Here is a 12,003-nt window from a genome sequence, read left to right as displayed (position 1 = left end):
GGCTCACCTGAGCACGATCGAGTGGATCCCGCGCGGCACCAGCTCGCCGACGACCGGCGCCCCGGGCACTTCCCCGGCCACGAGAAGCCCGCCCGAGGTCTGGGCGTCTGCCAGCAGCAGGCGCGTGTCCTCGTCCGTGGCGCCGAAGTCGGTGAACGGCGCGACCCAGTCGAGGTTGCGCCGGGTGCCGCCGCTGACGTACCCGTCCCGGACGGCCTCCCGGGCGCCGTCCAGGTACGGTACGGCGGCGGTGTCGACCACGGCGGTCACGTCCGAGGCCCGGGCGAGCTTGTGCAGATGACCGAGGAGGCCGAAGCCGGTCACGTCGGTGGCGCAGGTGGCCCCGGCGGCCAGGGCTGCGGCTGAGGCGTCCCGGTTGAGGGCCGTCATCGTGGCGACGGCCTGCTCGAACCGCTCCCCCGTGGCCTTGTGACGGTTGTTCAGCACGCCGAGGCCGAGCGGTTTGGTCAGCGACAGCGGCAGACCGGGGCGGCCCGCGTCGTTGCGCAGCAGCCGTCCGGGGTCGGCGAGACCGGTGACCGCCATGCCGTACTTCGGTTCGGGGTCGTCGACGCTGTGTCCGCCGCCGACGTGACAGCCCGCCTCGGAAGCGATGTCCTGGCCGCCGCGCAGCACCTCGCGGGCCAGGGCGAAGGGGAGCCGGTCGCGGGGCCAGGCGAGGAGGTTGACCGCGAGGACGGGCCGGCCGCCCATCGCGTACACGTCGGACAGGGCGTTGGCGGCGGCGATGCGCCCCCAGTCGTACGGGTCGTCCACGACCGGGGTGAAGAAGTCGGCGGTGCACACCAAGGCCGTGCCGTCGTGGGCGGGAAGCACGACCACGGCCGCGTCGTCGCCGGTGGCCGGTCCGACCAGGAGCCGGGCGTGGCCCCCGGGCAGCGGTGCGCCCAGGCCGGCGACCATCTCCTCCAGTTCACCGGGCGGGATCTTGCAGGCGCAGCCGCCGCCGTGGGCGAACTGCGTGAGGCGGACGGAGGCCTGGCGGGTCGTTGTCATACCTGTCTCCTGGGGCACTAGCCTGGGCGGGCGGTGGAGGCGTGCGGGTGCCTGGTGGCCCTCCCGGTCTTCAACACCGAGGTGCCCGAGGATCTCGGGCAGGTGGGTTCGATTCCCATCCGCCTCCGCTCCGCGGACCGGTCCGGCAGCGCCGGCGCTGGTCGTCGACGCGCTCCGTGTGTCCCTGGTCGTCCAGGTGCTCCAGCAGCGGCACGGCCACCCTGCGGGTGGTGTCCAGCGCCCGCCGTGCCTCGCTCGGCGTGAACGGCTGCGGCAGGCGGCGCAGAACGTCGGCGGCCTCGGCGTCCGCTCCGGGCAGCAGTACGATCCCGTCGGCGATCCGCAGCAGGGCCCCGGCCGACACGGCGGCGGCCAACGCCTTGCGGGTGAGGCCCAGTCGGGCCAGCCGGTCAGCCTCGGGCGCGCGGAACGGCGTACGGGCCAGGTCCCGGCGTACCGCGTCCACGGCCGCCCGGACGGGCGGGGGCAGAGTGGGCCGCAGGGTGTCGGCGCCGTACAACCGGCCCTGGCTGCTGCGGAGTCGGGGCGTGGCCCGGGCGAGCGCGTCGACCAGGGTGCGGTCGGGCAGACCGAGGAGGTGGCGGGCCGCCTCGGCGGGCAGACCGGGCTCCAGTGGGTGCTCCCGGGCATGCCGTGAGACTTCGGAGGCCAGCCGGTCCCGCAGGGCCGTCCAGTAGGTCTCGTCGGCCAGCCAGTCGCCGGTGACGGGCTCCGCCGGGGGCGGGGCGCCCATGGCCAGCAGGTCGGCGCGCCGGATCAGCTTGCGGCGGCGCAGCTCGGCGGCGCCGTCGGGGCGGCCGGTCAGGTGGGCCAGCTCCGCCGCGCGGGCCCGGGCGGCGCCGCGCCGGGTCAGCCGGGGCGGCCGCACGTCGAGGACGGTGACACCGCGGGGCACGCGGCTGCCGCCCGGTTCGCGCAGCACCGCGCGGTCGCCGATCCGCAGCGGCAGCGTCCGGTGCAGGGTGAGCCGGGCGATGTCCTCGCCGAGCGGGCGGACGGTCACCGGGACGGCGGCGGTGCCGAGGTGCAGGGTCAGCGAGCGGGGCAGGTCGGCGACCGGCTCCCCGGTGATCCGGGCGTCGATCACGTCGGTGTGCAGCCAGCGGTCCGGGGTCAGCAGCACCTGCCCGCGCCGCAGATCGCCGACGGCCGGACCGTGCACGTTGACGGCGACGCGGGCCACCCCGCTCACCTCCGTCCGCTCCTCGCGCAGGCTCTGCAGCCCGCGCACCCGGAGCACGGCCGGGCCGCCCCCGGTGACCAGCCGGTCGCCGACGCGCAGCGTGCCCGCGCCGAGGGTGCCGGTCACCACGGTGCCGTGACCGCGCACGGTGAACGCCCGGTCCAGCCACAGGCGTAGGTCGGCGTCGGCCGCCGGGACAGGCAACTCCTCGGCCAGCAGAGCCAGTTCACGGCGCAGTTCGTCCAGTCCGGCGCCGGTGACGGCGCTCACCGCGACGGACGGCACCGTGCCCAGCGAGGTGGCGGCCAGGCGCTGCACGGCGTCCGCGCGCACGGGTTCGGGGTCGGCGAGGTCGCCGCGGGTCACGGCGAGGACGGCGTGCCGGACGCCGAGCGCGTCCAGGACGGCCAGGTGTTCCTGGGACTGCGGCTGCCAGCCCTGGTCGGCGGCGACCACGAACAGCACGGCGGGCACGGGCCCGACACCGGCCAGCATGGTGGCGACGAACCGCTCGTGCCCGGGTACGTCCACGAAGGCGAGGTGTTCGCCGTCGGCGCCGAGTCTCGTCCACACGAAGCCGAGGTCGAGGGTGAGTCCTCGGCGGCGCTCCTCCTCGTGGCGGTCGGGCTCCATGCCGGTGAGCGCCCGCACCAGGGCGGACTTGCCGTGGTCGACGTGCCCGGCGGTGGCGAGGACCCGCATCCCGCCTACCGCCTGGCGCCGGGCCGTACGGCCCGTACGGCCTCGGCCAGCCGCTCGTCGTCCTCCGGCGCGACGGCCCGCAGGTCGAGCAGGCAGCGCCCCGCCTCCAGGCGGCCGACCACGGGGATCCGGCCGGTGCGCAGCGCCGCGGCGTACGGCTCGGGCAGGGACAACGCCGCGCTGGGCAGTGTGACGCCGGGTGCGCCTCCCCCGCCGACCGTGGCGGCGCTCTCGACGGCCCGTGCGTCGACGCCGTCGGCGCTCAGCGCGGTGGCGAGCCGGCCGGCCCGGTCCCTGAGTCCGGCCGGGTCGGCGGTGAGGCCGGTGGCGGTAGGAGTGGGCGGTCCGGTGAGCGTGGCCTGAAGGGCGGCCAGGGTCAGCTTGTCGACGCGCAGGGCGCGGGCCAGCGGGTGCCGGGACAGGGTGTGGATCAGCTCCTCGCGGCCCAGCATGAGCCCGCACTGGGGTCCGCCGAGCAGTTTGTCGCCGCTCGCGGTGACGAGGGCGGCCCCGGCCCGCAGCTGGGTGTCGGCGTCGGGTTCCGCGGGCAGTGCGGGGTGCGGGGCGAGCAGTCCGGAGCCGATGTCGACGACGACCGGGACACCCAGCCCGGCCAGCTCGGCGGCCTCGGCCGCGCGGGTGAAGCCGGTGATGCGGAAGTTGGAAGGGTGCACCTTCAGGACGAAGCCGGTCTCCGGGCCGAGGGCGGCGGCGTAGTCGGCGGTGGTGGCCCGGTTGGTCGTGCCGACCTCGCGGAGCCGGGCGCCGGTCGAGACGAGCAGGTCGGGCAGGCGGAAACCGTCCCCGATCTCCACCATCTCCCCGCGGCTGATGACGATCTCCTTGCCGGCCGCGAGCGCGGTGGCGGCCAGGACGAGTGCGGCGGCGCCGTTGTTGACGACATGGACGTCCCCGGCCGACGGCACGCGGGCGCACAGCGCGGCCAGGGCGGAGCGGCCTCGGCGGGCCCGCGCGCCCGTCGCCAGGTCGAGCTCGACGTCGGTGGGACCGGCGGCTGCCACCACCGCCTGCCGGGCCGCGGGCGACAGCGGGGCCCGGCCGAGGTTGGTGTGGAGCAGCACCCCGGTGGCGTTGATCACCGGGCGCAGTCCGCCCGCCGTGCCGGGCACCAGGGCGAGGGCGGTGTCGGGTACGCGTTCCGGTGGGATGGTCCCCTCGCGGGCCCGGTCCTGTGCCTGCCGGATCGCGCTCTTGACCACGCGCTCTCCGAGCCGGTGCGCCGCCGCGGCCAGCCGGGGGTCGCGCAGGAGCACGTCGGTGCGCGGGATCCGGCGCCGTGCGTCGGTGCCGTCCGGGTGCCGTGCCGGATCGCCGGAGGCGGGCCCGGCCGTCCCGGTGTGCCGGTCTTCCCTGTCCGGTACCGCCCGCTGTTCCATGCCGCCCGTGTCCCTCCGGCCCGACCCCGTACCCGTGCGGGTATCGCCCATCGTCTCCCAGTGCTCCGGGCCGGCCGGCCGACACGCCGCGACCACGGTTCGGCGCCACGCCCGCGCCGGTGCGGTCACCCGGCCCCGTCGTCTCACGGGGCGTCGCTCTGCCACGGCCGGTCGTCGGGGCCGGTCCGCGGCCGGGGCGGCGGGGCCTCGCCCGCGGTGAGGTGCTCCAGCACCTCGACCAGTTCCTGACAGGCCTGCTCCACGGAGCGCCTGGTGTTGCGCTGCTCGGTGATCACCGCGGACAGCAGCAACGCGGTCAGGGCCATCGCACCGTTGAAGGCCTGGAGTTTCGCCATGACCTCGATCCGGCTCAGCCCCGCGAAGGCACCTACGCGGTCCGTCGCGGCGACGGTGGCCAGCACGGACGTCAGCAGCGCGCAGAGCATGCCGCCCGCGAGCTGGAAGCGCAGGGCGGCCCAGATGATGAGCGGGTAGACGAGGAACAGCAGGCTGACGGAGCTGAAGGCGGCCAGCGGCACCACGCAGCAGGCCGCGGCGGCCAGCACGGCGGCCTCCTTCCAGCGCTTCAGGGGCGGCGGCCGGCGGGTCTTGTGCAGCAACAGCAGGAGCGGCGTCACGATCAGGACCCCCATCGCGTCGCCCACCCACCAGGCCAGCCAGACGACCCAGAAGCTGTGTGCGGGCAGCTTGTCGGTGAGGACGAGGAGGCCCACGCCGATGGTCGAGCTGATCAGCATGGCGGTCAGCGCGCCCAGGAACACCAGGGCGAGGCCGTCGCGCAACCGGCCGAGGTCGGTACGGAAACCGGTCCGGTGCAGCAGCAGTGCCGCGCACAGGGGTGCGGCGGTGTTGCCGAACACGAAGCCGAGCATGTCGGGGCTGGGGCTGCTGGTGAGGTACAGGACGGTGACGAACGCCCCGAGCGCGACGCCCGGCCAGCAGCCCAGCCCGAAGACCAGCAGGGCGGCCACGGCGACGCCGGTCGGCGGCCAGATGGGGGTGAACACGGAGCCCTCGACGACGAGCCGGCGCAGGAGTCCGAGCCGCGCCGCGCCGTAGTAGCAGGCGGCGACGGCCAGCACCTGGACGGCGTAGCCGCCTCGCCGGTGCAGATCCTGGTAAGCCACCACAGCAGCCATCTCACACCGACGGCCCGCCGTCGGCGAGGCGAGCGGCGTCCCGTCCGGCTCTATGGCTGAACCGCGGGCCCGTCGAGGCCCACGACGAGGACGGCGGCGTCGTCCTCGTGTCCCACGCTCTCGGCGCCCTTGATCACGGCCGCGGCCAGCGCGTGCGCCTCCAGGCCGGCGACGGCCGCGATGCCCGCGAGCCGCACCACCTGGTCCAGCCCGTCCTCGATGCTCAGCGACGGGCCCTCCACCACGCCGTCGGTGAGCAGGACGAACACTCCGCCCGTGGTGAGCCGGTGCCGGGTCACGGGGTACTCCATCCCCCTCTCGATGCCGAGCGGCGGCCCCCCCTCGTCGTCCACGACACCGGACTTTCCGTCGGCCGTGGCCCAGACGAAGGGGATGTGCCCGGCCCGTGCGCTCTCCAGTACGCCCGTGGCCGGGTCGAGCCGCATGAAGGTGCAGGTGGCGAACAGCTCGCTGCCGAGGGAGACCAGCAGCTCGTTGGTCCGGGCGAGCAGTTCGCCCGGCTCGCTGGTGACGGAGGCGAGGGCCCGCAGCCCGGCCCGGACCTGGCCCATGAAGGCGGCCGCCTCGATGTTGTGGCCCTGTACGTCACCGATGGACAGCCCGATGCGGCCGTCGGGCATGGTGAAGGCGTCGTACCAGTCGCCGCCGACGTTGAGGCCGTAGCAGGCGGGCGCGTACCGCACCGCCAGGTGAAGGCCGGGGGCGGTGGGCAGGTCCGGGGGCAGCATGCCGCGCTGCAGGGCGATGGCCAGCTCGACCTGGGTGCGCTGCAGCTCCGCGCGCTCGCGTGCCTGGGCGGTGAGCGAACCGAGTCTGGCCAGCAGCTCGTCGCCGTCGTCCGTGGAGCGTTTGCGGGGCATCGATCACTTCCGGCTGGGCGGTGGCCCGTCTGGGCAAACGCCTCGATTTTACCTTTATAGGGTGATCCTGCCCCAGGGGGGAGCGCCTGCGGTGACACGCCTGGTCAGCCGGGCTCCGCATCGATGCCGGTGATCACGGCGGGTCCCAGCGGCGCCGTCCTCTCGTCCAGTCCCGCGCCGCGCAGGGCACCGTCCGCGAGGCGCCGGGCCTCCTCCTCGGCGTGGGGGCCGGTGTCCGCCTCGACGGTCAGGCGGAGGGTGAAGGTGTTGTCCTCGTTGACGTTGAGCACGTCCAGGTCCTCGGCGTTCCCCATCCGCGTGGTGTGCGGATCGGCCGGCCCGAGCGCCCGGCTCAGCCGCGCCCGGGTGCCGGCCCCGACTCCCGTGGTGAAGGTGCCGGGCACGGTGATGACGTAGGTCGTCATGGCGATCCTTTCCTCGGCCCCTCCCCGCCTACCCCGATTCATGGCCTTGGCACAGCACCGCGCAGGACCAGGCCACGGACACCGAGGGCCGCCGCCCCCACCAGGAGCGGGAACGCGGCGACCCGTTCCATGCCGCCCATGCCGAGCCCGAGGTAGTGCCGGGAGAGCAAGAGCCCGAAGGCGGTGAGGGCGGTGGCGCCCAGCAGTGCGGTCGCCCACCGCAGGTGCCCCGGCAGATCCAGACCGGCGCCGGCCGACAGCAGGCCGAGATTGCCCGTGGCCATGATCAGCAGGGCGCCCAGGACGTGCTGGTTCTCGTGCACGTCCGCGGGCGCCAGCCCGGCCAGCACGAACCCCGCCCCGGCGCCGGCCAGCAGCCACCGTGACACGGCCGCGGCCGCACCGCGCCGCCACAGGGGACCGGTCAGCGCGACACCGGCGGCCAACAGCACGCCGAGGGCGACGAACGAGGTGTTCATCAGCGCGTGCTGGGGCGAGCAGATGTAACGCGGCTCGGGATCCGGCTGCCAGGCGCAGTGCGCGTTGCCCAGGTCGCTGATGTTGTTGCGCGCCCAGCTGTACGGCCTCGCCCACGCCGACTCGGCGATGCCGTGGATCACGAAGAACTGCACCACACCCACGACCCACGCCGCACACCCCCACCGATACCGCACGCGTCCGCCTTCCCTCGATCGGCTCCTGTGCGTACAGCCGATCATGTGGCGGGGCGCCGGGGCACTGCGGCAGCCCCCCGGACCCGGGTGGGGCTTTCCCCAGCGCCCCTCACGGGCGCCCGGTCGCGTTGTCGGACCCTCCCGGTACGTTGGCCGCATGGCGATGGCGATCTCCGAGCTGCAGCGGCTCTGTTCCGGTACGGACCTCGTGCTGCCCCCGCTGCGCCGGGCCGCCGTGGCGGCCGACGGCGCACCGGTGTACGCGGAGCCGGACGGCCAGGCGGATGCGCCGCTGCCGGACGGGCGCGCGCTGCTCACCCGGTGGGCCCGCGAGGACGAGCAGCAGCTGCGCGCCCCGGATGCGCGGACCCCGGCGGACGAGGACCCGTTCGGCACCCCGGCCCGCCGGCTGGCCGGCCACATCACGGCCGAGGTGGACCTCGACCGGGTGGGCGGCACCTGTATAGCGGCCCTCCGCCAGGAGCACACCGTCCTCTGTCTCGTCCGGGCCGACCACGGCTGCGACGTGCCGGCCCTGCTCAACTGGCCGGGTGCCTGCAATGACGGCATGACGGGCCGGCAGCACCAGGCGGTGCTGCGCCACTTCCACGAGCGGTACGGCGCCGAACTGGTCACCCTGGAGAGCCAGTTGCTGGAACTGCTGGTCACCAGACGCCCACGTACAGCGCACGGCGTGGCCACCGCCGCCCTGGAGCACTAGCCTATTGCTCCGTCATCGTCGACCAGGGCGTCGGCAGCCTGGAGGAGCTGGCCGCGACCCAGTTGCTCGCCGGCACCTGGTACTTCTGGTGGGACTGAGGACGCCTCGGACCTGCCCTCAGACCCAGCCGTCCAGCGCCGTCATGAATCCCTCGAAGTCGTCCCGGTACAGGGTGTGCCCGGCCCCCGGGACCCTGCGGGCCGCGAAACCCCGCTGCGTCAACTGCCCCTCAAGTTCCGGGGATACGAGGCCGCTCGGGTCGGCCAGCAGGACCAGCGAGGGCACCACCGGGCGCGCCGGGGTCCGGCCGACCGCGTAGACCCCGGGGAGGGCGTGGGCCGTCGCGGGGTCCCAGGCGGCGAGCGTGGCCAGCTCGACGTCCACGTCGGCCTCTTCCCACCGCGGGTTGAAGTGCTCGATGACCGCGCGGTTGACGTGCTTGGCCTCCGCGAAGGAGCGGGCGACCAGGGCGATGTCCTGCCTCAGCTCCCAGGCGGGGTCGCAGTAGACGGCCCGGCCCGGTGCCAGCCGCTCGACGGCGAGGGCCAGGGCCATGGCGCCGAGCGAGTGCCCGAGCGCCAGCTCGGGGCCGTGCGGCAGGGTTTCCACGAGATCGTCCGCCCAGGTCTCGGCGCCGTACTCCCCCCGGCCGCTCGCTCCGTGCCCGCGCAGGTCCACGGCGATGACCCGGTAACCCTTGTCGGCCAGGGCCGGTGCGACCCGGCGCCAGGTCCTGTGGTCGGACATGATGCCGTGTACCAGGACGGCGATCCGGTCTCCGGTCCCCCACTCGCGGGTGTGCAGCTTCATCGACACGCCTCTCTCGTCCGGACTCTGCACGATCTTTCCCTTGAACCGAGGCCGGATCCACCCGCACGGCTCACAGCGGGGAGTAGGCCACCACCGTCACATACGCCCCGTACAGCAGGGATACGACGGCCAGGGCCCCGCCGACGAGCAGCGCCTGGGCCGGCCGGACCCGCCAGGTACGGGCGAAGGCCCGCGCCGTCGGGATCAGCAGCGGGAAGACGGGCAGCAGGAAGCGCGGCTTGGACGAGAACGAGCCGGAGCCCCCGACCACGAGCAGGACCAGCACCCCGGCGAAGACCACCAGGACCAGCGGGGCGCGGTCCAGGCAGAGCAGCCCGAAGAACACGACGCTCACCACGACGATCATCAGGGCCACCGGGTAGACGACGCCGCCGCCGTGCAGGAACAGCGCCCTGAGGAAGCGCAGGGCACCGGCGCCGAAGTCGAAGCGGGAGGCCCAGGCGCTCTGGACCTTGAGGTAGCCCCCCAGCAGGTCGCCGGTCTGCTGCCCCACCCAGAGCACATAGCCGAGCCAGCCCAGCGCGGCGATGAGGGCGCCGGCCCACAGGCCCGCCGGCACCCGGCCGCGCCGGCGCAACACCTCGTACGCGGCGGCGACGCCGACGGCCACCGCCACCGCGAACCCGGTCGGCCGGGACAGGCCCGCCAGCGCGGCCAGCGAACCGGCCCACAGCCAGCGGCCCTTGAGCACGCAGTACAGGGACCAGACGGCGAGCGCGGCGAAGAGCGACTCGGTGTACGCGATGGTCAGTTCGACGGAGTGCGGCAGGACGGCCCACAGGCCGACCAGGGCGGTGGCGACGGCACGCCCGTAGAGGTGGTGGCCGAGGACGTAGAGCCCGTACGCGGCCACCCCCGCGGCGGCCCAGGCGATCAGCAGCGCGGCCTGGCCGGGGGTGAGCGGGAGGACCGTGGTCAGGGCCCGGATGAGTCCGGGATAGAGCGGAAAGAACGCCCAGTCGGCCTGCACCCCGCCGGTCGGGGTGATCCAGATGAGGTGTCCGTAGCCGTGGGCGGCGATGTGCAGGTACCAGCGGGAGTCCCAGGAGTGGGCCAGGCTGCGGACCAGCGGGTGTCCGTTGAGGTGGTTGGTGACGATCACCACGACGACTCCGGCGAGCCGGACGGCCGCGAACAGCGCGAGGGCCGGCAGGGCACCCTGCGGGCGCCGGGGCCGGACGGCCTCGGGCAGCGCGGAGCGGCGGAGGGGACCGGACGGCGCGGCCGGCTCGGGACGGGGTACGGAAGACGTGCTCACCCTCTGACCTTGGTCATGCGGGTGAGGGCACGCAATCCGCAACCCGGCTTTCTTACGATCTTCCACCCTGATTCAGGAATCACGGCAACCTACTTCTGAAATCAGGGTGAATCAGTTCCGAACTGGAGCCTAAATTCGGGCAAATTACCCCTCCATCCACCCCCGCCCCGGGGCACCGGAACGACCGACGTAGGGTGTGGTTACCATATGAGCGCTGCCTAGCTCGAAAGATAGATCTGTGACTGTCAACGACGACTCGTTCACCAACTGGATGCACCGCGAGGAAATCGCGGAGTCGATGATCCCGCTCATCGGGAAGCTGCACCGCGAGCGGGACGTGACCGTCCTGCTGCACAGCCGCTCCTTGGTGAACAAGTCGGTGGTCAGCATCCTGAAGACGCACCGCTTCGCCCGGCAGATCGCCGGCGAGGAGCTGTCGGTCACCGAGACCATGCCGTTCCTCCAGGCCCTTACCACCCTCGACCTCGGGCCCTCCCAGATCGACCTCGGCATGCTGGCGGCCACCTACCAGGCCGACGACCGCGGTCTGAGCGTGGCCGAGTTCACCGCCGAGGCCGTCGCCGGTGCCACGGGCGCCAACAAGATCGAGCGCCGCGAGTCGCGCGACGTCGTCCTCTACGGCTTCGGCCGCATCGGCCGCCTCGTCGCCCGCCTGCTGATCGAGAAGGCCGGCTCCGGCAACGGCCTGCGCCTGCGCGCCATCGTGGTGCGCGGCGGCGGCGATCAGGACATCGTCAAGCGCGCCTCGCTGCTGCGCCGCGACTCCATCCACGGCCAGTTCCACGGCACGATCACCGTGGACGAGGACAGCAGCACGATCGTGGCCAACGGCAACGCGATCAAGGTGATCTACGCCGACGACCCGTCTCACGTGGACTACACCGAGTACGGCATCCGGGACGCCATCCTCATCGACAACACCGGCAAGTGGCGCGACCGCGAGGGCCTGTCCAAGCACCTGCGCCCCGGTATCGACAAGGTCGTCCTGACCGCGCCGGGCAAGGGCGACGTCCCGAACATCGTGCACGGCGTCAACCACGACACGATCAAGCCGGACGAGCAGATCCTGTCCTGCGCCTCCTGCACCACCAACGCGATCGTCCCGCCGCTGAAGGCCATGGACGACGAGTACGGCGTGCTGCGCGGCCACGTGGAGACGGTGCACTCGTTCACCAACGACCAGAACCTGCTGGACAACTACCACAAGTCCGAGCGCCGTGGCCGCTCCGCGCCGCTGAACATGGTGATCACCGAGACCGGTGCCGCTTCGGCCGTCGCGAAGGCGCTGCCCGACCTCCAGGCGAAGATCACCGGCAGCTCGATCCGCGTACCGGTGCCGGACGTGTCGATCGCGATCCTCAACCTCCAGCTGGCCCGCGAGACCACCCGCGAAGACGTCCACGACTACCTGCGGAACGTGTCGCTGACCTCGCCGCTCAAGCGCCAGATCGACTTCACCACGGCGCCCGACGCGGTCTCCAGCGACTTCATCGGCTCGCGCCACGCCTCGATCGTGGACGCCGGCGCGCTCAAGGTCGAGGGGGACAACGCCATCCTCTACCTCTGGTACGACAACGAGTTCGGCTACTCCTGCCAGGTCGTCCGGGTCGTCCAGCACGTCTCGGGCGTCGAGTACCCGACGTACCCGTCGACCGCGGTCTGACGGGCATCCGCGCAGGCGTACGGCCGCCGACCGGGGTTCCGGTCGGCGG

The 12,003-nt window shown here is 73.5% G+C and carries 10 protein-coding genes, 1 tRNA gene and 3 pseudogenes; 4 read left to right on the top strand and 10 right to left on the bottom strand.

Annotated features, from left to right (window positions below; all coding sequences use genetic code 11):
• Nucleotides 1–3: 3 nt before the first annotated feature.
• Nucleotides 4–1,017 (bottom strand): selenide, water dikinase SelD, encoded by a 1,014-nt coding sequence (gene selD, locus AQI88_RS17090; RefSeq protein WP_066999382.1) that lies wholly within the window; start codon nucleotides 1,015–1,017, stop codon nucleotides 4–6.
• A 35-nt stretch (nucleotides 1,018–1,052) separates the two neighbouring features.
• Here selD and AQI88_RS45955 point away from each other — a divergent pair.
• Nucleotides 1,053–1,145: transfer RNA gene (locus AQI88_RS45955), tRNA-Sec, on the top strand.
• Nucleotides 1,146–1,228: 83 nt separating this feature from the next.
• On the opposite strand, the pseudogene AQI88_RS47730 reads toward AQI88_RS45955, so the two are convergent.
• Nucleotides 1,229–1,771 (bottom strand): annotated as a pseudogene (locus AQI88_RS47730) (selenocysteine-specific translation elongation factor); the annotation flags it as partial.
• A gap of 72 nt (nucleotides 1,772–1,843) precedes the next feature.
• Here AQI88_RS47730 and AQI88_RS47725 point away from each other — a divergent pair.
• On the top strand, nucleotides 1,844–2,398 hold the full coding sequence (locus AQI88_RS47725; protein ID WP_244184179.1) for a hypothetical protein: 555 nt from the start codon (nucleotides 1,844–1,846) through the stop codon (nucleotides 2,396–2,398).
• A 54-nt stretch (nucleotides 2,399–2,452) separates the two neighbouring features.
• Here the strand turns inward: AQI88_RS47725 and AQI88_RS47720 are convergent.
• The 6 genes and pseudogenes from AQI88_RS47720 to AQI88_RS45950 all read right to left on the bottom strand — a co-directional run.
• Nucleotides 2,453–2,923: pseudogene (locus AQI88_RS47720) on the bottom strand (GTP-binding protein); the annotation flags it as partial.
• A gap of 5 nt (nucleotides 2,924–2,928) precedes the next feature.
• Nucleotides 2,929–4,320 (bottom strand): L-seryl-tRNA(Sec) selenium transferase, encoded by a 1,392-nt coding sequence (gene selA, locus AQI88_RS17080; RefSeq protein WP_066999377.1) that lies wholly within the window; start codon nucleotides 4,318–4,320, stop codon nucleotides 2,929–2,931.
• A 143-nt stretch (nucleotides 4,321–4,463) separates the two neighbouring features.
• Nucleotides 4,464–5,480: an MASE1 domain-containing protein gene (locus AQI88_RS17075; RefSeq protein ID WP_208615813.1), complete on the bottom strand. Its 1,017-nt coding sequence runs from the start codon at nucleotides 5,478–5,480 to the stop codon at nucleotides 4,464–4,466.
• Between the two features lie 50 nt (nucleotides 5,481–5,530).
• Nucleotides 5,531–6,361: a PP2C family protein-serine/threonine phosphatase gene (locus AQI88_RS17070; RefSeq protein WP_066999372.1), complete on the bottom strand. Its 831-nt coding sequence runs from the start codon at nucleotides 6,359–6,361 to the stop codon at nucleotides 5,531–5,533.
• A gap of 104 nt (nucleotides 6,362–6,465) precedes the next feature.
• Nucleotides 6,466–6,786: a hypothetical protein gene (locus tag AQI88_RS17065; protein ID WP_066999369.1), complete on the bottom strand. Its 321-nt coding sequence runs from the start codon at nucleotides 6,784–6,786 to the stop codon at nucleotides 6,466–6,468.
• A gap of 38 nt (nucleotides 6,787–6,824) precedes the next feature.
• Nucleotides 6,825–7,460 carry a DUF998 domain-containing protein gene (locus AQI88_RS45950; protein ID WP_159050351.1) on the bottom strand — a complete coding sequence of 212 codons (636 nt, stop codon included), beginning with the start codon at nucleotides 7,458–7,460 and terminating at the stop codon, nucleotides 6,825–6,827.
• Here AQI88_RS45950 and AQI88_RS17055 point away from each other — a divergent pair.
• Nucleotides 7,345–8,279 (top strand): annotated as a pseudogene (locus AQI88_RS17055) (DUF4253 domain-containing protein). The gene AQI88_RS45950 and the pseudogene AQI88_RS17055 sit on opposite strands and share 116 nt — an antisense overlap.
• A gap of 19 nt (nucleotides 8,280–8,298) precedes the next feature.
• Here AQI88_RS17055 and AQI88_RS17050 read toward each other — a convergent pair.
• On the bottom strand, nucleotides 8,299–8,991 hold the full coding sequence (locus AQI88_RS17050; RefSeq protein ID WP_079057642.1) for an alpha/beta fold hydrolase: 693 nt from the start codon (nucleotides 8,989–8,991) through the stop codon (nucleotides 8,299–8,301).
• 70 nt (nucleotides 8,992–9,061) lie between these two features.
• The gene (locus AQI88_RS17045) at nucleotides 9,062–10,270 is read right to left on the bottom strand and encodes a hypothetical protein (protein WP_066999360.1); all 1,209 of its coding nucleotides are present in this window, start codon (nucleotides 10,268–10,270) and stop codon (nucleotides 9,062–9,064) included.
• A 238-nt stretch (nucleotides 10,271–10,508) separates the two neighbouring features.
• Here AQI88_RS17045 and AQI88_RS17040 point away from each other — a divergent pair, with 238 nt between their 5' ends.
• Nucleotides 10,509–11,954 (top strand): glyceraldehyde-3-phosphate dehydrogenase, encoded by a 1,446-nt coding sequence (locus tag AQI88_RS17040; protein ID WP_066999357.1) that lies wholly within the window; start codon nucleotides 10,509–10,511, stop codon nucleotides 11,952–11,954.
• Nucleotides 11,955–12,003 lie beyond the last annotated feature (49 nt).

This window comes from Streptomyces cellostaticus (assembly GCF_001513965.1).
Taxonomy (GTDB): domain Bacteria; phylum Actinomycetota; class Actinomycetes; order Streptomycetales; family Streptomycetaceae; genus Streptomyces; species Streptomyces cellostaticus.
This window is presented reverse-complemented; position numbering and strand designations above follow the sequence as displayed.

Bases quoted from the DNA above. Each gene is read 5' to 3' on its own strand.
- selA (WP_066999377.1), bottom strand. From the start codon at position 4,320: ATGGAACAGCGGGCGGTACCGGACAGGGAAGACCGGCACACCGGGACG.
- AQI88_RS17075 (WP_208615813.1), bottom strand. From the start codon at position 5,480: ATGGCTGCTGTGGTGGCTTACCAGGATCTGCACCGGCGAGGCGGCTAC.
- AQI88_RS17065 (WP_066999369.1), bottom strand. From the start codon at position 6,786: ATGACGACCTACGTCATCACCGTGCCCGGCACCTTCACCACGGGAGTC.
- AQI88_RS17070 (WP_066999372.1), bottom strand. From the start codon at position 6,361: ATGCCCCGCAAACGCTCCACGGACGACGGCGACGAGCTGCTGGCCAGA.
- AQI88_RS17050 (WP_079057642.1), bottom strand. From the start codon at position 8,991: ATGAAGCTGCACACCCGCGAGTGGGGGACCGGAGACCGGATCGCCGTC.
- selD (WP_066999382.1), bottom strand. From the start codon at position 1,017: ATGACAACGACCCGCCAGGCCTCCGTCCGCCTCACGCAGTTCGCCCAC.